The organism is Desulfurococcus sp., assembly GCF_038881575.1.
GTDB lineage: Archaea > Thermoproteota > Thermoprotei_A > Sulfolobales > Desulfurococcaceae > Desulfurococcus.
Genome location: NZ_JAVZPN010000004.1, coordinates 33,122 through 56,120 on the forward strand (window position 1 = coordinate 33,122; position 22,999 = coordinate 56,120).

At 45.4% G+C, this 22,999-nt stretch carries 23 protein-coding genes; 3 read left to right on the top strand and 20 right to left on the bottom strand.

Going from position 1 to position 22,999, the window contains the following annotated elements; translation table 11 throughout:
• On the bottom strand, window positions 1–1,400 hold a 1,400-nt coding region (locus QXV08_RS04930), incomplete at its 3' end, for an ABC transporter substrate-binding protein (RefSeq protein ID WP_404991076.1).
• On the opposite strand from QXV08_RS04930, the gene QXV08_RS08945 reads away from it, so the two are divergent.
• Window positions 1,369–1,458: a hypothetical protein gene (locus QXV08_RS08945; protein ID WP_404990971.1), complete on the top strand. Its 90-nt coding sequence runs from the start codon at window positions 1,369–1,371 to the stop codon at window positions 1,456–1,458. The genes QXV08_RS04930 and QXV08_RS08945 overlap by 32 nt on opposite strands.
• Window positions 1,459–1,502: 44 nt before the next feature.
• Window positions 1,503–2,033 (top strand): hypothetical protein, encoded by a 531-nt coding sequence (locus QXV08_RS04935; protein ID WP_342788161.1) that lies wholly within the window; start codon window positions 1,503–1,505, stop codon window positions 2,031–2,033.
• Window positions 2,034–2,079: 46 nt separating this feature from the next.
• Here QXV08_RS04935 and QXV08_RS04940 read toward each other — a convergent pair whose 3' ends face one another.
• Window positions 2,080–2,316 (bottom strand): hypothetical protein, encoded by a 237-nt coding sequence (locus QXV08_RS04940; RefSeq protein ID WP_342785173.1) that lies wholly within the window; start codon window positions 2,314–2,316, stop codon window positions 2,080–2,082.
• Window positions 2,317–2,704: 388 nt separating this feature from the next.
• On the opposite strand from QXV08_RS04940, the gene QXV08_RS04945 reads away from it, so the two are divergent.
• On the top strand, window positions 2,705–5,623 hold the full coding sequence (locus tag QXV08_RS04945; RefSeq protein ID WP_342785171.1) for a beta-galactosidase: 2,919 nt from the start codon (window positions 2,705–2,707) through the stop codon (window positions 5,621–5,623).
• 7 nt (window positions 5,624–5,630) lie between these two features.
• Here QXV08_RS04945 and QXV08_RS04950 read toward each other — a convergent pair whose 3' ends face one another.
• The 18 genes from QXV08_RS04950 to hypF all read right to left on the bottom strand — a co-directional run bounded on the left by QXV08_RS04950 (window position 5,631) and on the right by hypF (window position 22,995).
• Window positions 5,631–6,485 (bottom strand): ABC transporter permease subunit, encoded by an 855-nt coding sequence (locus tag QXV08_RS04950; RefSeq protein ID WP_342785169.1) that lies wholly within the window; start codon window positions 6,483–6,485, stop codon window positions 5,631–5,633.
• 1 nt (window position 6,486) lies between these two features.
• A complete protein-coding gene (locus QXV08_RS04955) occupies window positions 6,487–7,920 on the bottom strand; it encodes a sugar ABC transporter permease (RefSeq protein ID WP_342785167.1) in 1,434 nt (477 codons plus the stop codon).
• 32 nt (window positions 7,921–7,952) lie between these two features.
• Entirely contained in the window at window positions 7,953–9,521 is a 1,569-nt protein-coding gene (locus QXV08_RS04960) for an extracellular solute-binding protein (RefSeq protein WP_342821421.1), read from the bottom strand.
• 103 nt (window positions 9,522–9,624) lie between these two features.
• On the bottom strand, window positions 9,625–12,051 hold the full coding sequence (locus QXV08_RS04965) for a glycosyl hydrolase 53 family protein (protein ID WP_342785163.1): 2,427 nt from the start codon (window positions 12,049–12,051) through the stop codon (window positions 9,625–9,627).
• A gap of 457 nt (window positions 12,052–12,508) precedes the next feature.
• The gene (locus QXV08_RS04970; RefSeq protein ID WP_342785161.1) at window positions 12,509–13,504 is read right to left on the bottom strand and encodes a complex I subunit 1 family protein; all 996 of its coding nucleotides are present in this window, start codon (window positions 13,502–13,504) and stop codon (window positions 12,509–12,511) included.
• Window position 13,505: 1 nt separating this feature from the next.
• Window positions 13,506–13,859, bottom strand: a complete 354-nt coding sequence (locus QXV08_RS04975; protein ID WP_342785373.1) for a sodium:proton antiporter — start codon at window positions 13,857–13,859, stop codon at window positions 13,506–13,508.
• 5 nt (window positions 13,860–13,864) lie between these two features.
• Window positions 13,865–15,457, bottom strand: coding sequence for a proton-conducting transporter membrane subunit (locus QXV08_RS04980; RefSeq protein WP_342785159.1), 1,593 nt, complete (start codon window positions 15,455–15,457; stop codon window positions 13,865–13,867).
• Between the two features lie 13 nt (window positions 15,458–15,470).
• A complete protein-coding gene (locus QXV08_RS04985; RefSeq protein ID WP_342785157.1) occupies window positions 15,471–15,986 on the bottom strand; it encodes a Na+/H+ antiporter subunit E in 516 nt (171 codons plus the stop codon).
• Entirely contained in the window at window positions 15,983–16,387 is a 405-nt protein-coding gene (locus tag QXV08_RS04990) for a sodium:proton antiporter (protein WP_342785155.1), read from the bottom strand. The genes QXV08_RS04985 and QXV08_RS04990 overlap by 4 nt, the downstream gene beginning before the upstream one ends.
• A complete protein-coding gene (locus QXV08_RS04995; RefSeq protein ID WP_342785153.1) occupies window positions 16,380–17,201 on the bottom strand; it encodes a Na(+)/H(+) antiporter subunit B in 822 nt (273 codons plus the stop codon). The genes QXV08_RS04990 and QXV08_RS04995 overlap by 8 nt, the downstream gene beginning before the upstream one ends.
• Window positions 17,198–17,461 carry a hydrogenase subunit MbhD domain-containing protein gene (locus tag QXV08_RS05000; RefSeq protein WP_342785151.1) on the bottom strand — a complete coding sequence of 88 codons (264 nt, stop codon included), beginning with the start codon at window positions 17,459–17,461 and terminating at the stop codon, window positions 17,198–17,200. Before QXV08_RS05000 ends, QXV08_RS04995 begins: the two co-directional genes overlap by 4 nt.
• Window positions 17,458–17,850 carry a monovalent cation/H(+) antiporter subunit G gene (gene mnhG, locus QXV08_RS05005; RefSeq protein WP_342785149.1) on the bottom strand — a complete coding sequence of 131 codons (393 nt, stop codon included), beginning with the start codon at window positions 17,848–17,850 and terminating at the stop codon, window positions 17,458–17,460. The genes QXV08_RS05000 and mnhG overlap by 4 nt, the downstream gene beginning before the upstream one ends.
• A gap of 2 nt (window positions 17,851–17,852) precedes the next feature.
• Window positions 17,853–18,128, bottom strand: a complete 276-nt coding sequence (locus QXV08_RS05010; protein ID WP_342785147.1) for a monovalent cation/H+ antiporter complex subunit F — start codon at window positions 18,126–18,128, stop codon at window positions 17,853–17,855.
• Window positions 18,125–18,526, bottom strand: a complete 402-nt coding sequence (locus QXV08_RS05015; protein WP_342785145.1) for a 4Fe-4S binding protein — start codon at window positions 18,524–18,526, stop codon at window positions 18,125–18,127. Before QXV08_RS05015 ends, QXV08_RS05010 begins: the two co-directional genes overlap by 4 nt.
• Window positions 18,499–19,719, bottom strand: coding sequence for a nickel-dependent hydrogenase large subunit (locus QXV08_RS05020; protein ID WP_342785143.1), 1,221 nt, complete (start codon window positions 19,717–19,719; stop codon window positions 18,499–18,501). Before QXV08_RS05020 ends, QXV08_RS05015 begins: the two co-directional genes overlap by 28 nt.
• Before the next feature lie 4 nt (window positions 19,720–19,723).
• On the bottom strand, window positions 19,724–20,173 hold the full coding sequence (locus QXV08_RS05025) for an NADH-quinone oxidoreductase subunit C (protein ID WP_342785141.1): 450 nt from the start codon (window positions 20,171–20,173) through the stop codon (window positions 19,724–19,726).
• Window positions 20,151–20,633, bottom strand: coding sequence for an NADH-quinone oxidoreductase subunit B family protein (locus tag QXV08_RS05030; RefSeq protein WP_342785139.1), 483 nt, complete (start codon window positions 20,631–20,633; stop codon window positions 20,151–20,153). The genes QXV08_RS05025 and QXV08_RS05030 overlap by 23 nt, the downstream gene beginning before the upstream one ends.
• A gap of 64 nt (window positions 20,634–20,697) precedes the next feature.
• The gene (gene hypF, locus QXV08_RS05035) at window positions 20,698–22,995 is read right to left on the bottom strand and encodes a carbamoyltransferase HypF (RefSeq protein ID WP_342785137.1); all 2,298 of its coding nucleotides are present in this window, start codon (window positions 22,993–22,995) and stop codon (window positions 20,698–20,700) included.
• Between the last annotated feature and the right edge of the window lie 4 nt (window positions 22,996–22,999).

The window sequence follows — 22,999 nt, forward strand, 5'->3', positions numbered from 1 at the left end:
TTGCCTGAGGGCCCAGCTGTAACTACCACGTACGTTGTCCTGAACGCCATTGGTTCACCGTTGAATGGATGATTCCACATCGAGGGATCATAGGTGACTCTCTCAAAGTCTACACTGTATACATCGCCGAATCCACCCCAGATATTCCACGCGCTCGAGGATGTCCATACCCATAAGTGAGCCAGGTTTAATGTATTGCGTCCCTCGACATACATTTCACGCAGGTTCCATATACCTCTTAAACCAGCACCAAGATCCAGCGTGATCCCTTTAACCTCGCTCCTCATAGGCCAGGTATCTAACCTCGTTACAACCCATATTCTAACAGAGTCCTGTATACATAGCTCTGCTGCCCTCCTATACAGCTCATTCCTCTCCTCCTTGCTAGTATAATTGGCCTGGTATATTCTCAAGGTAAGCTCATCAACTATATCATCCTTAAAGTTCCAGAACGATGTCTCACCCCACCCAGGCATATAGCCATACCATGAGGCACAGAACTGTGTGATTGATCCATAATCATAGCGGTCTATACCACTCTTACCCCATCCAGCAGTGTATATATGCCACTCGAAATTCGCTGGGTCAGTGCCATAGAGTGTGTTTATTGCCTGTGCATATTGCATCTCCATCTCGTTGACCTCAAAGCCTAGTTTCTTGAGCTCTGAGGAGAACGTGTAACCTATATCCCTCCTTTCATCCTCCTGCCTAATAATGAATTTAATTGTTATGGGTCGACCCTCATAAGTCCATTTTCCACCGATCTTCACAGCACCTACCTTGGTTAACACATTCGTGACTACTTGGTCGACATATGATGGGTTATACGTGAACTCGTATTTAGCAATGATATCTGATATTGTAGCATAATCGGGGTCATACTGGCTCAGGAATGTGTACATGGGGACAGCGAAACCCTTCATTATCGTGCTAGCCACGGTGACTCTATCTATTAAGTAGTTCATGGCGAACCTAATCTCTTTAAATGCGAATGGGTTGACGCCTTTACCAGGGTATGCTCCAACCTCTACAACTGTTTTCCCTCCCTGGATATACAGGTTAGTTATTGCAGCTGCCGGAATACCCAGCTTAGCGGCTGCATCACTTATTGAAAGGGCTCCCTCCAGAGTGAAAACAGCCACTGGAGCAGGGTTTAATGTCAACTCTATTAAGCCGGCTGGAGCCGAGTACAGGGATACACCAGATACACCCTGTAACTGGGCAGCCTGTGGCGGCCTTAAACTGTAGAGATATCCATCTATTTTACCACTGGTCAACGCGTCTGGTACTTCCTCAATGGTTTTCCTCGTGACTACTATTTTATCCGATGCAGGGCCCGGCTGCGTAGCTTGAGCTGATGTTATTTGTGTGGGTATAACTAGTATTGAGACTAATACTATTGTTAATAATAGTAATGGAATATATTTACTCAATACCTCTCACCCATACAATTATTAAGGATTACATGAGTAGGTATATAAATCTTAGCCCGCTATAAACAAGTGGGCTTTGGGAGGGGTTTGACCGGGTTGACCCCGAGGTTATTGATGCTGATTGGTTTATCCATGCTGGTCGTGTCAATCTTGTTGTCGATGGCGTCAACGCTAACCTATTACAGTGTAATCCATTATTCAACAATATATAATTTAACCACCATGGAAATACCCCTCACATCAATCCTGGAGAACACCAGCCCTGAGAACCTGGTAAACATCACCTTAACGGTTGAGAACATGGATACTCATATAGCAAGGATAACCGTGTTCAACAGGTTAATAGAGTATAGTGAATACGTTGAGCCAGGTAAAGTAGTGGTCTTCACGCTGGATAATTTATTCTATAATATAATGGCCTCCGAGAATACCCGGGTATTAATCAATATGACATGTATAAGAGAGGAGAAGCCATTCCTATTACTCTCACTGCTCTCTCTAGCCACGTTCACTATAGGCACCGTTATCTCAGCATTCTACGTATACTTGAAGACGCTTGAGAAAACGAGATCTCAACAAGAATCATTCATGTATCCATGAAGAGATATAATGAATAGTCAATGATACCGGCTTAAAAACAACATAATTATTTTATAAACCCTTGTCTACTGTCCCCAGACTTCAGGTCCTGGTACACTCTGTAAGCCAGTAATGCCAAGACCCCGCCCTCAACTATTGCGAAGACACGATTACCAAGGATTAATGCATAGATAAGGAGAAGAGCTGTGCCGATACCATTAAGAACATGCAGCCAGAGCCAGTTACGGATTATAAACGATGTAAACACGAACAACATACCTAGGTAACCAATCAGCTCACTCATGCTCCCACCCCAGGAAATCAATACCAAGTAATTAACAAGGCTTTTAAACCTTCTACCAAGTACACGTGGGAATAACATGGTTTAAGTAGTAGTGTCTTAATGAGAGAATAACGACGAGTAAGATTGATGATAATAGATACCGAATCGAAGTGGCCCCCGCGATGCATCGCCCACCGGATTCCTAAACCCTTGGTTTCTAACCAAGGGTTTCAAATTCAGCCTCCCTAGTACTGACCTCCTCCCCGCCCTAAAGGGCGAGGCTTTCAGCTGTAAGCACCACTAGCATCTTGAAGGAGACCCGGGTTGTCATTATTCTCGTAACTATCACTAGGATCCTTAGAAAACACATTTATTTTTTCCGGGGATTTATGTTTTTAGGCGAGTAGTTATGGCTCTGCTTTGTGGTGAAATACATTATTTCAGGGTTCCAAAGCACCTCTGGAGAGATAGGCTCCTAAAGTTGAAGCGGGCTGGGGGAAACTGTGTATCTACCTATATACCGTGGAATTGGCATGGCCCACGGGAAAAAGTTGTGGATTTCACCGATGAAAAGAGGCAATGGCATGTAGCGAGCTACTATAGTAGAGACTTAGCTTCATTTCTCGAGTTAGCTGGAGAACTCGGTTTAAGAGTCATAGCGAGGCCCGGTCCCTACATATGTTCTGAATGGGATAGCGGCGGCCATCCAAACTGGATCTACACTAAGACAACGAGGCTACGCTCGCTGGACCCCGGGTACTTTAAACATGCGGCTGAGTGGTATAATAGCGTCCTCAACATTCTCAAACCATACGTGGAGAACGGGATTGTAATTGGCATCCAGGTTGAAAACGAGTATTTCTGGGGTAATGAGAAGTATATTGAGAAACTAGCGGAGATCGTGGAGGAGAAGCTACCCGGTGTACTAGTGTTCACCAATGAAGACCCGTATTTAACGAGGATACCGTATACAATAGACCTATATCCTTCTCCCTGGGATATGAGGCAATTCGATGAGAGGCTGCGGAGCTACTTGTCGTCGCAACCCGGGTTATTCAAGATGATCATGGAGCTCGAGGGAGGCTGGTTCAAGTCGTCTAGGTATGGATACTATCCAACGAATAGGCTGAGTATTCCACCGGAGTGGACGGAGATATTGTTGAAAACAGCTGTTGGGATGGGCCTGGATAATATAAATATATATATGTTTCATGGAGGATCGAATCCAGGCTACTACACCGCTAAGTACCTGGCTTCATCATATGATTTTGAAGCATGTATTAGGGAGTGGGGGGAGCTCTCGGAGAGATACTATAGAGTGAAGAGGGTATTTACCTTCCTCAACGAGTTCCAGGAGTTGGTGACTAGTTTAAAGCCCAGTGAAACCGTGAAAACCACGTCTACTTGCAGTGAATTATTACAGCGTGTAGGTGATCACGGGAAAATAGTGGTACTGAGAAATACCGGTGATAACCTGTGCTACCAGAGGCTTATAAACAGGGGCGAAATAATACCCATGTGGACGCCTATACGTGTGCCACCGCGGTACGCTAAAATAGTTCTACTAGACCTCATCGTAGAGGGGACGCCTTTCAAACTCGCATACACGAGTGGAGAGGCATTATTAATGAAAAGATTAGGGGACACCGTGGTTATGATTATTTACGGAGACCACGGTGAATACACTGAGACAGCTGTAGAAGTAGAGGGTGGGGTACTCGGTGTAGATATACAGGGAGACGTGTTGATCCGTAGAGATGGTGAGAGAGTATACCTAGTGGTTAACCATACACACGGTGAACACCTGGCCATTGTGAAGTCTGCGAGAGGGCAAAACCTACTATTAGTCTTCACATGTAGGTGTAGAGCTGAGAAAACATGGATTATAGATGAAGACCTCGTACTCGTATCCAACATCTACTACATAGGTGACTCAAGGATAGATGAGGGCAAAGTGGTGCTTAACGCTGAACTCGACGAAGACAGCTGCGGAAGATTACTAGTAATTACTTCACGCGAAATAAACGCGATCAGGCTTGGAGACCTAGACTTAGATTTAACAAGGCTCTCTAAGTATGTCTATGCCACCCATATTTCACTAAGTATGTGTCGGAGCGGGAAAAACACCTACCACCCCTTAGAATACAGGCTTCTAGAAGATCCTGTATTCCACACGTTAACCAGTATTAATCCTTCAACCCCGCTGGAAAAGAATGGTTTCTATGAAAACGGTATCTACGTGTACAAGCTGAGGCTTCACCTTGATAAGAAGCAACTAGGGGATCTATTAGACAAGCACCTCGCGTTAATCGGCTTCAGCGACTACGCTGTTGTATCCATTAACAACGAATATGCTGGATCAGGCTACCACTACATAGAGATGTCCGCAGACTCCCTTAGGGAAGGCGTGAACGAAGTAACAGTTATACTGGAGTCCACGGGTCACCCTAATGACGGCTTATTATATGTTCCAAACGGCATATATGGTGGAGTCTACCTTGGTAGAGTAGGCGAGATCAGGCTCTACAAGTGGAGGAAATCAGAGTTCAAGATACCATATGGTCCAGGCTTCGACTTCGCGGAATTCATCGCCAACCCAGAACCAGTGATTAAGGCCCTACAAGAACAGGGGAGTAGTATAGTAGGGGAAACATATAGCATCGACTCCCCAGGCCTCTATACAACAGAGTTCAAAGTAGACGATTTATCCAGGCACTACGTGTTAGATCCAGGCCTAGAATTCTACTACAATCATTACTACAGGGTTCTCTTATTCGTGAACAAAGTATACGTCGGCCCCCTCATAGGTCCTACCGATATAACCAGGTATCTCAAACCCGGGGTAAACGAGGTGGCATTACTCGTTGAATGGGGCGTGGTCAACCCAGTTATACGGGTCTACCAGTACAAGGTGAACGGCGAATGGCTTATACAAGAAGGCCTCCATGGATTAATTGAGGAATGGTTTAGAAGTAGCCCACGCGGCGAGACAGCTGAACCCCCTATATTACTTGGGGATAAGGCAGGACGTGTTATATGGGTCAACGCTGTGATTCCATATGAGAAGGAGCCAACGAGCTCCTCACCGGTGAAACTTGAAGTGGATTTCTGGGGATGTAGAATACTAGTGTTTGTAAACGGGGAATTCATAGGCAGGATTAGCGATGACTCTCCAGAAAGAGAGCTATATGTTCCGGAGACAGCTATGAGAAGGGGTTTAAACAATATTACACTACTTGCTATAGTTACATCAAGGAGCTCTGGTATAAGGGGGCTGCGTCTGAAAGAAACACATGTACACGAGAGAAAAGAAATTGTTTTAAACTAGGCTTAACCTAGCCCTTCATTCCAAGCCTGTAGGCTTCTCCAATATACTTCTGCGATAGTATGAACAATATTATCATCGGTATAGCGTATAGTAGAGCAGCTGCAGCGAATTCACCCGGCCTCATTGTCCCGGCTTGACCGGCAACCGCTTTAGAGTATATGTAACGTCCAAGAGTGTCGAGCCCTAGAATATTTGCTATAATGAACTCTCCCCACGCATTCATGAATGCAAATATTGTTATAATGATGAATGCTGCCTTGGATGCTGGGAGCACTACTCTGAATATTATGGTAAACCAGTCGGCTCCATCAATGAATGATGCTTCATCTAATTCCTTTGGCAATTGGTCGAAGTAGCTCTTAATAAGCCATGTCTGGAATGGCGTTAGACCTGAGACATAGACTAGTGGTAATACCCAGATCTGGATTATGTTTACACCATAAGCTGTCAGTCTCAGGAAGAATATATACATCGCTAATACAGCTATGATTCCAAGCCCTCCCCCAGCCTGGCTTACGATGAGGTAGTAGTATAGCAGCGTGTTTTTACCTAGAAACTCGAACCTCGAGAACGCATACCCAGACGGTATGATGATAAGGATCGCTAGGATTACAGTGATTGATGCAATTATTAATGAGTTTCTTAAAGCCGTATGGAACTCGGGATCCTGAAGCGTCTTAATGAAGTTATCGAATGTGACCCCGTAGCTTAGTAATTGCTGGAAACTAGATACTATTATCGTTGGCTTCCCTATCAATGCCTGCGCCACTATGTATACTAGTGGATAAGCGACGGCGACGGCTATAAAGACCCCTATAATTGTAAGGGTTATTTTAAGTATAGTTAGAGAGACTGAAACCATACTACTTACCACCCTTCCCCATTAGTAGTTTAAGCCATAGAGTTACATAAACCAGTATTATTGCCAGGATAACGAGGTAGACTGAGGCAGCATATCCGTATTCCTGGTCAATTATGACCCTATAATATCCGAACACTATTAGCATCTCATTCATATACCCTGCTGTGCAACCGACAAACGGTGCACAAACATATCCAGTAGGGCCTGCACCATTAAGCGTCAACGGTACAAGGAATGCCTGTAATGAAGCACCCGTCGTCGAGATCGATGCCACCAGCACGGGCTTCTTGATCAATGGGAGCAACACCTTTCTTAGTCTTGTAAAGGCATTAGCACCATCGATATATGATGCCTCTATGACTTCTTTTGGTACTCCTCCAAGAGCACCTTGTGTTATAGTCATTATGAATGGATATGCAAGCCACGTCTCGAATAGGTTGTACACTAGGAATGCATCCCACTCCCTGTTATTCATGTTGAGCCCGAGTAATTGGCCTAGTTGGCCATTGGGTAGGAACAGGAACTTCCATGTAAGCGCTGAGAGCAGAAATGGCATCGCCCATGGAACAATAATGAGGGCTCTCATTATTCTCCTGCCTCTGAGGAGCTCTGAGGAATAAAATAAGGCAAGTAGAACGCCGAATCCAACCTTGAGTGGTACACTAGTAGCCACGAAGAGCATCGTCTTATATAGTGAGTTATAGAATCTCGGGTCATGGAATAACTTCTTGAAGTTCTCCAACCCTATGAACTTCAACTGTAGTGAATCCAGTTCATTCTGGGCGCTCGCTATGAATTCATTCATATATCCCTCGTAATCCGTCTCAAGACGCTTAAAGTAGTTTACCAGCTCAATGGTTATATTGTATCCGGTGACAACCTCATTATAGTAGGTCTTATTATCATATGCACCTGGGTTTTGAAGCCTCCCATTCAATGTATTCAATGCGTCAAATCTCTCAAGCATTTCTTTAGAGATCGGTGATATACTTGTAGGGTAACCTAGCTCAGTACAGTTGAAGTACACCTTGAACTCTTCTGATACCCTCATTAATTTCCTGACAGAGCGATCTAACCCCCTTAAGTAGCTTAGAGGTGTGTTCAAGAAGTCTCCGCCGGCCTCAATATAGTTCTTTATCCCTGTTAAATTGCCATATATATCCTCTAGGCTACTTACTGTGGAATTTACCAGGCCTGAGACTTTCTCCTTGTACTCCGGCTTATCCCTAAGGTCAATAGCGCATCGGATCGCATTCTCCCAGTTGCTCACAGCTTCCGGACTAGGCGATATATTCTTCTGAGTAGCATCTGTAAATGCTATTCCTATGGAGAATATCATTGGCCATGTATTAAAAAATAAATATAGGATCAATGCCGGCATCACTAAGATGAGCGCGATGCGTGTGGGAAAAAGGATTTTCCTCTTAGAGCTCATCCTATCCACCGGTCCTTAATCCTTGAAAACTGTTATTTCTGTATCTTTGCAGATACGTCGTTGTAAGCATCGCTGAGTGCCTTGTCTACCTGAGCGATCGCGGCCTGCACAGCGTCATCTGGTGATCTACCAGAGCTTATAGCATCCGAATACGCCTTCCATATTGCTTGGAGATATGTGTCGGCTCCCCAGACCTTCTGCATATTTGCATCCTTCGGCATTGGAACACTTTTTCCTAGCTGCTCATAGAATCCTAGTACTATCTTGTAGAGCGGGTTTGCATTAATGTTCGCCCTCACATAGTCAGCTACACTTGGCTTGACTGGGATGTATCCAAGCTCGTTGACGAGTGTTTGAATAGCGTTGTCATCTAGGGCAATGTATAATGCAAACAATATGCTGGCATATGTTCTCTCCTTACCTCCAGCTGTAGCCATAACCGAAATGTATATGATTCTAAATCCACTCCACGGCTTGGGTATTTTATTATCGATCGATGGTAATGGAACAACAGTGAAATTGTTAACGCCTAATGTTTCAACAGCGTACTTGACATCCCATGGCCCAGATATATAGAATGGGGTCTTGCCCTCGCCAAATAATCTCCTCTGATAATCATTGCCGAGGTCGGATACATCCATGTACCGTAGGATGTAGGCCACGAAAAACTTGAGGCCCTCGGCTGTCTCAGGCTTTAAGTAGCCTAGCTCCTTTCGCACATCATCATAGTAGAAACCACCGAACGCCGTAACCCAGGGATTAGTATGGTATTGGCCAGTGATCTGGCCAGCTATCCCGTATTTACCCTCACTCGGCTTATAGAACTGCTCCATTAAGGTCTTTAACTCGTTGAACGTTGTCGGCGGGTTTGGAACCAGCATTGTATTCACATAGAGCGCTAGTGCCTCACCAGCGTATGGGAGACCATACGTTTTGCCCAGATATGTGACAGAGCTCATAGCTGATGGAAGTATGTTCTGAGATATATCGTCAACTGCGTCATACCCTATATAATCCTCAAGCGATACAATGTACCCGGAATCAGCGAACCAACCAATCCAGTCATGGGCCCAGTTAAATACATCGGGAGCCTGGCCAACAAGGCTTTCCCTTTGCGCTGATGGAAGCGTGGCAGCGGCTATGACCGCGCTTTGAAGCTCGCCCATTCCTCCATACCTTTTCTCTACGACATCTATTCCTGGATACTCTTGTTTAAAGGCATTTATGACTTTAATGAAGGAGTCCCTTTCCTCAGGGTTTAATGCGTGCCCAAAGTATATTGTCACCTTGACCTCGCCCGTCTTAACCTTCTCAACGAACTTGGCAAACTCCTCAGGCACCCTTATGGTGACGTTGCCAATTGTTATTGTAGAGCTCACTGGTGTGGTGGCTGTAGTAGTCGTTGTAGTGGTGGTAGTTGTGGTGATTGTTGTGGTTGCAGTGGTTGCCGTAGTGGTCGTAGTAGTGGTTGTAGCGGGCGGCTGAGCTGGTTGTTGAGTTAATAGGAGTACTCCACCGGCCACCGCGATGATTGCAATAACAACTATTATGATAGCTGAGGTTTTAGTTATAGCTGATAACGTCATGAGGTATACCCCCATTAATGCCTATAAGTAAACCAGGGTTATATATTTAATTTTTGTAAAAATTCATGGGTTACGTCTAGAATGCTGAATGAAGGGAGTTGAAATACTTATGTAAAAATCACTTCTTCTGTAATCTTAGCAAGAAATACCCTACTCCGACACCTAGTGCTAGTGAGAGTAATGCTGCACCGATCACGGTGTTTACCGTGTAACCGGGATACCCTGCCTGAGTCTCATATATACTCACGGTTTTCTCTATGGTTGAAAACAGTGTGGTTGTAATAGTCATAGTTATGGTCTGTGTCACAGTTTCCATCTGTTTTACCTCGGGTGGAATAATCGCTAAGGCGGATTTAGATGGATCAAAACCCATTAACCATGTATACTGTTGATCCGCGGTCAATCCATGCGGATATTCCTGGGAGTAAATTAATAAGTCATACATCTTCGGCAATACATTCACGAGTAGTGCTGACTGTATAAGTGGCTTAGATGATTCATTAGCGTAGGCCACGGGGTCTGAAAGCCATTCCCCGCCTCCCGGTGCAAATGCCCTTATGCGATCAGGGTTTTCACCAGCCCAGCTTGCAACAGCTATAATTATCTTCCAAGATTTCAAGTTTTCCCAGTCTAAGAGCAGATTCAACGGTATCTTTACCTCCACATAGTTATCACTCGTGTTTGATGACACCTTGAAGTCCTTGCCCTCCACGAGGACTGTTCCATTGGCATAGTGCAACGAGGATAACTCGCCATCTGGAAGGGGTCCTGAACCCCATCCAGGTGATATAAGTAGCGCGTATTGCCATGCATAATCATCTCTGAGCTCTATATTAAGTCCAAAAGTATCCCTCCTATACACCTTATTAGTCGCTAGTGGATTTGTTGTACGTATATATACTTGAATATACTGTAGGCTAAATCCATTTGGCCCGTTCCAGGGGTTTCCACCCAGGTTCCTAAAGTAGACCCTTACAACCAAGTCCTCGCTATCCACCTCTAAACTGGCCCTCACAATATCGAATACTCCTGGAGCGTACACGGATGCTGTTGGATAGCCATAGGTTCCCGGCCCCTTATCGTCTCCCTCAGGGTCTCCTACATCTATGTACAACCTCTCCAAGACCGTGATCCTGGCTACAACCATTATACTGGTGTTTTCCACGTATCCATTAAGGTAGTATGTACCAGGCGACTCATATACCGGTATTTCACCCCATTTGATTGAAGCGTTTCTAATTGAGTCATCCGAGTAGACTACCAGGATGCTCTCCGGTAGAACGGGTTTTGAACCAGCATAGGCTGTCACATTTAATGATCCAGGATTGTATAGCTCTACAGGCTTCACCTCGGTGTACTCGGCCTCGTAGATCATCCTGAACACTCTTAGCGATGGTAAGGCCTTTCCATTAAAGTCAAATAAGGCTTGGTTTTCCCATGGATTACCCTCACCAGTCTTCCAGCCTGCACCCGGCACAGGAATCCAGGCTGCACCCCAGTAGAATACACCTAAGGCCTTGTCCCCGGCTGATTCATACAGGGCCTCGATTATGTCTCTAATGAGGCTTCCCTGACCTTGTACGCTGGCCCTGTACCCGCCTTTAATCTCCTGATCTCTACTGCCAAATGAGTTCGGGTATCCATCGGCGTCTTCCAGCGTCCATGGATATGCTATCTCGGCTAGTATGATCTCCTTGTTAAACCTGGAGGTTAGGGTTGAGGCTATCTGCTTCAATTTTTCAAGGCTACCATGCCAGTATGTATAATATGATAACGCTATGACATCATAGTCTACTCCATCATTGATGAGCCTCCCGAAGAAGTTAACATAGTAGTCTACCTCCCTGTTACCAGATAAGTGTATAACAACCTTGATTGAGGGATCTACGTCGCGGATAGCTTTTATAGCAGATTTTAACAGGGTCACGAATTGAGTCCAGTTCTCAACGCGCCCATCGGGCCATAGGAAGCCATTGTTTATCTCGTTGCCGACTTGAACCATGTCTGGTAATGCATTATTGTTCTTCATGTATAATAATGCATCCCTGGTCCAATTATACACTGCACTCACTAGTTCATTAAATGATAGGTTAGCCCACGCCTTCGGCTTGTATTGCTTCGAGGGATCCGCCCACCAGTCGCTATAGTGGAAATCGATGAGGAGCTTAAACCCCTTGCTCTTTACTTTAGAGGCGAATTGTGTCATCCTTTCGAGGTCGCAGTTTCCACCACCATATGGAACACCTTTTTCATCGTATGGGTTATTCCAAACCCTCAGTCTAACCGCGTTGACGCCGTTCTCGGCGATTATGTCGAGTATATCGCCTTCTCTCCCATCCCCATAATAATATTTACCACCTAGCTCCAGGATCCATGGGACCTCAGAGAGATCTAAACCCCTGAGGAAATCCCCCGACAACCCCGGCACTGGATTCACATGTATAACGGCACTGCTCTGAGCATTTACCACTATCAGGGCTAGCAGGGGAGCCAGTAATGAAGCAACCAGGATAAGGGAGCCGACAAGCCTGGACAGCTGACCCAATAATAGTCACCCCTACAAGGTACATATAATACATTCATAATTTTAAAACTTTAAATCCATGGTTTAATCTAATGGATACACCACTAATCCAGTCAGCCAATTAATTTACATGATCCATTAAACCTACATCACCCCAGCTCGATATATAGCTAACCCCGTAGTTTTATTTCCAAGCAGCTTCATAGGGCACCCGCTTGGAGACATCCAAGGCGACCCCGGATACCAGGATTCATGGCTCATAAACTCTTCACGGCAGCAAAACAATATCAACTCTTATAAACCCGTATGAAAACTGAAACAGCAGGCAAAGGCTTTTACTGAAGGAGTAAGATGGCTAGGTGCCAGAGTATTCTGAATAAATACGGTTTGAAGACCTCTAGGGGAATCCCCGGCCTTTATGGCAGGGAGGAGGTTAGATATGAAGTCAACGGGGATGATCAGCTACAGAAAATATTATCTAGATGTATACCCATGCAACTGATAATATTGCTGAGATTAACACGGGTATACCTCCGTACTTTAATAATTGCATAAGTGCCTGTTCTAGCCTGTATCTTCCGAAAATATTCTTAATTGTAGCTACTATTGATACTAGCACCAGGTATTTTAGTATCACCATTAGTATACCACCAAGTGTTAAATGCTGGAAGGGCGCTGGGCCTCCGAACACTATATATACTACTGCAAGGATCGACGCTGTTAGATCCATGTCGTGTAGTAGCGAGGCTAGTGCTAATAGAGGTCCCGAGAACTCTGTTTCAAAACCAGCTATTATCTCCTGCTCGGCCTCAGGTATATTGAATGGCGGATACATGGCTTTAGACTGTAGTGAGATCACCAGGGCTATCAGTGAGAACAGTAATATCAATGCCGTAACAGGGTTAAGCCATAAATCCATGACCCTATATGAAGCCATGCTGACGGAGAGAGTCAATGGATCCCTATATGTAGCTAGGAAGCATGGTATGAATAACCCGGTGAAATACACTGGTTCACTGATCGTTAGAATACTGAGCAACCTAGACACTCCTAGACTTGTATATGGCCCAGGCATCGAGAGCGATGCAAGCACTATCATTAGAATCGGCATGACGCTGGCCATGTAGAAGAACACCAGGTAATCTAGTGGACCCCGGATATTGAGGACCCCGATTGGTAGTAACACTATTGCACCGGTAATACAGGCTATGCCGATTAATAGGGTTAGCTCGGCTACTCTCTGCATGCTATACTTGGATCTAACCACCTCCTTAACTCTTAGAAGCTTCCAGAAATCCATGAATGGCTGGAGTACACCATAGGGTCCTACGTATGAGGGACCCATTCTCTTCTGATACCTGGCACTTATCTTTCTAACCAGGTATTGTGTGAACAGGGATAGTATGAACATGAAAAGGAACCCGGGGAATACCAGTGTTGAGAACAGGAATAAGGCTACCTGACTTACCTCCATGCTACCACCCTGTAAGCATTAATACTAAAATAAGTATCGCGATTAACACGAGGAGCCCCAGCCATGAAGCTATGAAGTTGAACCAGTCGTGGAGGCTCCCTGTGTGAACACTCTCGATCAGAATCCTATACAGGTTTTTCGCGAATCTCTTCATGAATCCATAGTATAGGCTACCCACGCCAGGCGATAGGTTGCTTACAGCATTCTCTCCTTCACCGGATAAGTAGAGCTCTGTTGTCCTCACGGTCTTCGACTTTAATAGATGGTATAATGTGGCTACTACAAGTAGCGTTAGCCCGCTTCCAGCTAGAATAATTAATGCTATAATGGATGGATCCATTACTACCTCTATCATCAAGCCTATCCACCTCCTAAGATCCTTAGTATTTCATGGTAAGCTTTCAAAGAATAATCATACACCCCTGCACGGGTTGTAATAGCCTCCGAAGCCTTCATGAACACGTTTTCCATGAATGGGAACATGAGACCCAGTATCACCAGTGCAATCGCCATGATGAAAATTATTACCTCAGCTGTTCCCGCATTAATTTTCTCCCTCTCCCTGCCAATACTGAATATAACCGAGTATATGGCCTTGAAGTACCCTGGTAGGGAGAGAGCCGATATCACTATTATCATTATGCCTCCAAGTATGAAGCCTGAATAGGTATAGCCATAGTATATTAGTAGCTTAGAGTAGAAGCCTAAGAACGGTAGCAGCCCTGCGAGACTAAGGAACCCGGTTAACCATGCAAAGCTAGCGATAGGATAGCTTCTACCGATCCCCCTTAATTCATCCAGGTCCCTGGAGCCAGCTGCATCGATGAATACCCCGCTCGCCATGAAGAGCATTGTCTTCGCTATACCGTGTGAGATCATGTGGGCTATGGCGCCTGCCATAGCTATCTTTACAGCCTCCTCAACACCTGAGAGGAAGCCGATTGATAATCCTATATATATTATCCCAATATGACTGATGGTACTGTATGCGAGCAACCTCTTCACATCCTTCTGCGTCATCATCATTAATGCCCCGATTAAGCCACTTAGAGAACCCAGGATAAATAATGCAGCCAGCACGATAGCCCTGAACTCGGCAAGGTAGCTACTAGGACCGAATATAGTGTAGAGGAACCTCATTACAGCATATACTCCCACGTTTACAAGAACACCGGATAAAGCTGCTGAGACAGGTGTAGGGGCTTCTGGATGTGCATCAGGCAGCCAGAAGTGTGAGGGGAATAATGCTGACTTATAAGTGAAGACCCATAACGAGAAGGCTACAGCTATTAAGCCAGCGTATTTCACGGCCTCCCCTGCACTGCTATATTGCTGTGCAATCAGCGATAATAATCCCATGTTTAACGAGCCATGGGTCACGTAAATTATTACTAATGCAGCAAAGTAAAGATTCGTGGCTACAGCACCGATTAACGCGTATTTCGCCGCTGCCTCAACAGCCTCAGCCCTATTCTTATGGTAGGCCACTAATCCATATGCAGATACACCGAGAACCTCGAGCATTACGAAGAGGTTGAATGCATCGCCTGTGTAAACACATCCAAGCATACCTATCTCTAACCCTGTGAGGAGCACATAGTACCATACAGGTTCATCAAGGTGGCGGCCATACCATGTAGAGTACGCAACCACGGCAAGCATCGCTAACGCAATGTATGCACCAATCAACGCGTTTAACTCATCTATCTCGTAGACTATACCGAAGTGCGGGGGCCATCCACCAAATGGGTATAGGATCACCTCTCCACTAGTGTATACGCTAATGAGGATTACTAGAGATGAAAAAACAGCTATCAGCGACCCTAATAAGGTTAGGATCCTCGGGGCATCCCTACTACCCGTGAGCTTCTCGAGCAAAGGTATGAGGAATGCTATGAGTGCAAGCAATGGGACCGTTAACCCAGCTAGTTTAAGTGCTAGTTGATCCAGCATGATCTACACCCCCTTACTCGAATATTTTACGGGAATACTTTTCGAAAACAAAAGATATCTCATTCCTGGCCCCGCTGGGTTCCACGGTTTTAGCATCAATCCAGTGAACATAGAATGCTTTCTCATCTTCCCTCACCTCTACAACAACCGTGCCCGGGGTATTGGTTATCGAGTTGGCTATGGCGGTTATAGCGTAGTCTGAGTCAACCTCGTATGGAACCTTAACTATAGCCGGGTTAACGGGGGTTCTTGGATGAAGTATCCTCTTTATTACATCTAGATGAGCCTTTGTCTCATCTATAGTGAAGTATCTTAGCGCGTAGACCATTAGCCAGAACCATCTAGCGGGATTAATTACTTTACCGGGATTAGCCAGGGTTATATTTGCGAATAATACCCCTACGATACCCGCCACTACGGCACCTGTTATTAAATCATATGGCTGTATACTCCCTGAGAACACTATATATGTAATGAATGAAAGCATGAATACTACTACTGCCTTGCCGAGCCTCTTCATCATGATCACCCTCTAAGCCTCCTTATCTCTCTCATGTCGAGAGTATGATAGTGCTTGTATAACTGGTAACCCAGAAATATAAGGAACAAAGTGACAGCAAGCCCTATCACCACAGCCGTCAGCACAAGCGCCTGTGGTAACGGGTCTACAGCACTATTAATGAACTCTGAAATAGCTCCAGGGGTAGGCGGCTTAATCAGTACTGGTGGACGTGGGTTAACTCCGTTGACCCATCTCCTGTATCCAACGTATATCGCGAAGACGTTGATCGTATCAGAGAATATGGTTAATGCGATCACCTTCTTAATATAATGAGGCTTAAAGAATAAGCCGTATATGGATAATACAAAGTTAAATATTAATGAGAACAAGGTAAGCGAGAACAAGTAGTTTACAATAAACTCACTCATGCCTAACCCCCTCCTCAGACCCTGCATCACTCATTGCTAGAAGCATGAATGCTATTGTAAACCCGGCTGTCACGGCTAGGAACTCAAATAAGTTGAAAAACCACAGTGTCCCACTTATTAGTGCGCCATTCACCTCCCAGGGGAAGCTTAATTCTGCAAATGGTTTAGCCATGTTCTGGAATACATACGTGTTCTTACCGAGAACTAATCCAGCGAAGAATAACGTTACAGCCGTTAAACCTATACCGGTTAAACCAATACTCCTTAATACAAGCATTCTATCCTTGCTGACACCGTGCTCCACAAGGAACACTATGGAGAACACTACGATGGCAACCATGAATGCAACAGCTGCTGTGGCTCCACCCTGGAAGCCTCCACCAGGCGTTAAATGACCATGTAGCCCAATGGAAGCTCCAACAGTTATAATCATTGGAAGTGTTAGCCTCGAAACAGTTTTAACTATCTTGGAGAGACCGAGCTCTCCACCAGTTGGCAGCTTATATGATGCACCCCTGGCTAACGCGATTCCTGCTATCAGTGCTAGGTAGAACACCGATGTCTCAAATAACGTATCCAGGCCACGGTAGTCCCACACTATTGCTGTAACAGCCTCCGGTGAATTCACAGTGTAGTTGGGTAACTCCGGGTTATACGTTGTAGCCAAGTAGAATACTGGAAGACACCACATACCCTGCAAGGGACACTTAAACCACTCGCCAGGGACAAGCCACTGCCATGATATGCTGGCTAATAGGCTTAACCCTAGAAGCAGCGTTAGAATTATAGTTAGGTGTAGAATACTCCTTCTCACTCTTTCTCACCTCTCTCGGTTTTACCAATCAATATGAGTAGTACGCCAGGGATCAATCCAACCGAGACAGGTAGGTATACCAAGACTATGTCAGGAGCCATTAGCAGGTAAAAGAGAATAGCGTAGAAAGTACTCTGGATAGCACTGTAGATCACTGCTTTCACAAGATCCTTCTCCATGATTGCAAAATATACAGCTATAGTCGATGCCACACTAGATATAGTTATCAATAAGTATACGGTTAATTCCGCGCTTATCATTGCGCAGACACCTCCTTTTTCACGCACATCTCACTATCTATCGCGTCATAAACACAGGGCTCAACCAGTGCAGTCCTAGATCTATGCACGGCACGTGCCAGTGCATGAGAGCCGGCTGGAGCAAGTATGAGGATTATGAACGCTGTTACAAACCCGGCTCCAGCCATAAACCACCTGTATACACCCAGCTCGGGCATTACCATGGCTAGTATCGATGCACCTACAATCGGATACACACCACCCCATATTGTTATAACTGTGGCTGCGTGAAGCCTGAGATAAAAATTCCTGAGTCTATGCATACCTATAGCACCTATGAGTGAAGCAATAGCCCCTAGGCATAGTAGTGCTAAGCCTATGTATTCGAGGATGATTTCCACGAGAGTCATACTCAACCACCTATCTCGCTCTTTTTCTCAAGGTATTTAGCAATATAGATGTCAAGCGCGTAAATCCATAGTGCTAATGGTATGGCTGTGACAACTAGTATGGCTTCTTTCAGGTAGATAGCCACTATAATCATTAATGTGACTACGGCATAGGTCATGGTATCGATGGCTAGTACTTGGTCCCCTATTGTGGGTCCCTTTACAGCCCTTATGAAGACGAGTATTATTGATATAGTGTATACGAGTATTATTACAGGTACAACCATATCGATGATCATCCAGGACCACCCTTCTTAAGCGTGGAAAGACTTAACTCGGATGAATTATGCATAGTGGTATCTGCAAGCCTGTACTCGTTTGTGGAGACATAAGCATTAAATGGGCACACGGTTATACAACGATAACAGTAAACACACTTACCATAGTCTATTAATGGATATATCTTCCTGGGATTGCTCTTCGGTACATCATACCCGCTGGGTATAGGTGTCATCTTTATTGCGTCAGCGGGGCACTCAATAGAACAGAGAGAGCAACCAGTGCATTTACCTAGATCCGCGTAATGCCTCCCCCTGTAATCGGGCTCCACAGGGGTCGGTTCCCTGGGATACTGTATGGTGGCTGGCTTACTAGCCAGGTTCTTTAATACTAGATCGAGTATCTTCGGCTTTCCCATTTCCCACCACCGCCCAGCTCTTTCAAGGAAACCTTGTACACAATATTCTTCTCTAAGTCCACAACAGTAACTCTCTCCATACATGAAATACATGGGTCCAGAGATGTAAGTATTACAGGGAGATCAGGTATTGTGTGGCCAATATACATGAACCCCGTGTTTATTATATTATTAAAGCTGGGAGTCCTTATCTTAACCCTGTAGGGATTCATACCCTTACCATCACTCATGACATAGTATGTCAGCTCACCTCTTTGAGCCTCAACCCTTGTGTATGCCTCTCCAGGGGGGAATTTCCTCGGCAACTTCTTCTCATCCGGTACTGGATTACCGTCGCTGGGCAGTTTCTCCAGGATGTACTCCACCATGTTTATGGCTTCAAGGACCTCATCCCATCTAACCATCATTCTAGCCCATGAATCCCCTTCATTCCTGGTTACAACGTTGAATGGGATCTCATTGTATGCATCATACTTGTCACTGGCTCTTGTATCTATCTTTACACCAGAAGCCCTTGCAACGGGGCCAAGCAACCCGTGGCTTGTGACATCCACTGGTTTAAGCCTGCCTACATCGATTAGTCTCTTCAAGAGTGTTTCGTCTTCCTCGAATACCTTCCTATAGTACTCAACCCTTGGCCTCAGCTCTGAGATAAGCTTTCTCAGTTTATCCCTCTTGACGTCATCTATGTCTCTTCTAACGCCGCCAACCATCATGTAGTCCGCCATAACTCTAGCACCTGTCACGATCTCCTTGGCCTTCATTACTTTTTCACGGTCTAGCATTATGTTCATGAATAGTGCTTCGAAGCCTATGTTTTCAGCCATCACGGCATTTATCAGCATGTGGCTGTGTATACGCTCTAGCTCCATTGCCAGGACTCTTAGGTATTTAGCCCTATTATTAGGTGTTACATCTAATATTGCTTCAAGCGCCCTCACATAGACGTTTGCATGTACTGCATTACATATACCGCAGACCCTTCCCACAATGAATATGTCGCGGTAGAAGCTGTTTTTCTCGCAGAGCTTCTCAATACCTCTGTGATTATATCCCGTATTAATATCTACCTTTACTATTTCCTCCCCATCTGCATAAGCCTTCAATAATAAGGGCTCATGGAGGGCAGGGTGCTGGGGTCCTACAGGGATCTCTAGTGTGAACGGGACCTCGATTATCTTTGTTATAGCCATATGTCTACACCCCGCTATCTTTTCTCAGGGGGTACTTGCCCTGTTCAACTAAATCCTGCGGGATGAAGAAGCCGTGCTTCAAGAATGAATTACCCTTGAAAATCACTCCGAGAAGATCATATGTTTCGCATTCACCTGAGAGAGCCCCCGGTAGTAAGTCTATTATGGAGTCAACCACAGGGTTATCGCGGGGTAGGTAGGTTCTTATAACAATAGTCTCCTCCTCAGGAAGTAGTACAACATAGTAGTCCAGCCGTATCCTCCCCTCATCCTTCATATCGGTGCCGACTATGGTTGAGAGATAGAAGTTCTCCCTTCCCAGCTTCTCAATAAACTCTGTAAACACTTGTCTCACATGCTCCGATCTAATAGTGAAGAGTCTCCTGTTTGGTTTAACAAAGCCCTTCTCAACCACATATTTATCCATGAAGCTAAGCTTTCCCTCCACAGCCATCACCGCTCTCGCCACTCTCAAGCTTCTTAAGGAGCTTCACAATACCATCTAGAATGGCCTCCGGGCGTGGAGGGCATCCCGGGATATACATTGAAACAGGGACAGCCTTATCAGCACCGGCTAGGACAGGATACGACTTGGAAAACACGCCGCCAGTACAGGCACAAGCCCCTACAGCGATAACGAATTTAGGGCAGGGCATTTGATCATATAGCCTCTTAAGTCTCTCAGCTGCTTTCTTGGTTACAGCTCCCGTCACCACTAGTATGTCTCCATGCCTTATGCTAGGCGTGAGCTTCACGCCGAATCTCTCCGGGTCGTATAATGGGGTGATCGCTGCTAAGACCTCTATATCACATCCATTACAGGCACCAGTGTTGAAGTGCACTAGCCATGGACTATACCTGATTACCTTGTAATCTCTTCTAACAGTTTTCCCCTCTACAGCCTCATCATCCAAGGCGTAAGCACCCTCACCATGGTCTAGTGATTCATTGATGGGATAAATAAATCAAGCGATAGGTTTACCTAATTAAACCAGCTACGATCACCTGCCCAAAGGCTATTCCCTCATCATTAGGCGGGATATTTAATGGCAGTAAAGGCTCCAAGCCCTCAGAGGCAAGCCTCTCACGTAGACCCCTGTAAATATACTCGTTTACAGATGCCCCACCAGAGACAACTATGTTGGAGACACTGAAACCCTTAATAGATGCTGCTATAAGCTCCCCATAATAGTAGCCAATGCTATATAGGAAGGATGCAGCTAGGTCACATGGTTTCATAGAGCTCCTTTCCTCAAGGATCCTGGATATAATGCCGTATACATCCAGCCTCACCAGGTTGCCATCTATTGGGAACCTAACGCCCTCCAGTAGTCTTGGTACGCCATTGAATGCCATGGCTTCAAGCCTTATAGCTGGCTCCCCTTCAAAGCTCCTCTCAATGCCGGGGTCTATTATAGAGGCCACTATATCGATGAGACGCCCGGTACTGGAAGCCGGGGTGTACCTGCCCCGCTTCACCATGTTGTATACCAGGTGCCCCTCCAATATACGGTTGTCATCCCTTAGCCCTAGAACCCTGTCTATTTCCCCTATATCCCATCCTTTTTTAGCGAGGTATCCATAGAGGAGCCTGAATGGTTTAACGGTGTCTCTATCACTGGTTAATGGAATGTAATCTATGGATGCAACCCTCTTATATACACCGGGTTTATCCATATCGAACACGAATACCTCCCCACCCCATATCGTTGAATCATCGCCCCATCCAACACCATCTATTGCCAGTCCAGCAACCACCCCGCTTAAACCTCTATCGACGGCTGCGCCAAAGACGTGTGCATAGTGATGTTGGATCTCGATTACTCCGGTACCATGCCTCCTGGAATACTCTATCCCAAGCCTTCTAGAGTGGTATGAAGGATGTTTATCAACAGCTATGACAACCCTCTCTGAGTCAACTCCATAGTTTCTCACCAGGTATTCTATAGCGTTTACTAGATCGACCTGTGCATTATAGCTCTCAAGATCCCCAATATACTGTGTTAAAACAACCTTGTCTTCAAAGCCTATTCCACCAACATTGTTAAGATCCCCACCGAAAGCTATTACTTCCCGCTGTAGTTCAACAGGTACCTTGATCCATGAGGGGGCATAACCCCTAGATCTTCTAAGTAAAACATATTCGCCGCCTGTTCTACGTATAACACTGTCATCAACCCTATTCACGATATCACGGTCATGCACGAGGAAATAGTCCACTATACTGGCCAACTTGTTTTTAGCGCATTCCTCGTCACGGCACATGGGTTCTCCCGATACATTACCACTGGTCATTATAAGGAATTTATCCCTGGTGTTCATCAACAGTAGAAAGTGTAGGGGCGTGTAAGCTATGAAGACTCCTTCATGGCTTAAACCAGGTGAGACAAGCCTTGACACCGGTGAATCCTCACGTTTAGGCAGAAGCAGTATTGGCGCCCTCGGCGACTCAAGTATCTCCCTATCCCTCTCATCCATGTAGACAAGTAGTTCTAGAATGCTTGTGTTGAGCCCCATTACTGCAAACGGTTTCCTAGGCCTCTTTTTCCTAGTCCTTAATCTATGAACCACCTCGTCATCTGTAGCGAGCGATGCTATATGATACCCTCCTATGCCTTTAACAGCCACTATATATCCTTCATCAATTAATTGAGCCGCCTCTTTAATAGGGTCCCGTGTATTAATAGGGGTGAAATCCTTATCGTAGAGAGCGAGCTTGGGGCCGTCCCTAGGGCAACTTATTCCCTGGGCATGGTGCCTCCTTATATTCTCTGGGTCATTGTATTCCCTTGTGCATTCCTCACAGAGTATGTACTTGGACATACTTGTATTCTCCCTGTCATACGGCGACCTATGCATCATCGAGAACCTGGGGCCGCACCAGGCGCACGAGTTAAAGGGATACATGTACCTCCTGTTCAAGGGGTCTAGTACTTCTTCGAGGCAGTGTCTGCATACAGCAAGATCGGGCGGTATATTCGACCTAAGAATCCTTGCTTCACTACTCTTCAGAATCGTAAACCCCGTGTAACCTACTGGGATCTCCTCCTCGAAAACAACCTCATCGATCAATGCTGGAGGCGGCTTCTCGTATAACAAGGCAGCTAGAAACTCATATAAGTATTCTTCATCGCCCTCAATCCATACCTCGACCTCGCTCCCGCCGACATTCCTCACATAGCCATTCAGCTTCATCTGCCTAACAACCCTATCTATGAATGGCCTGAAGCCAACTCCTTGCACCAGCCCTGTAACCACTATCCTGAACGCTTTCATCCAA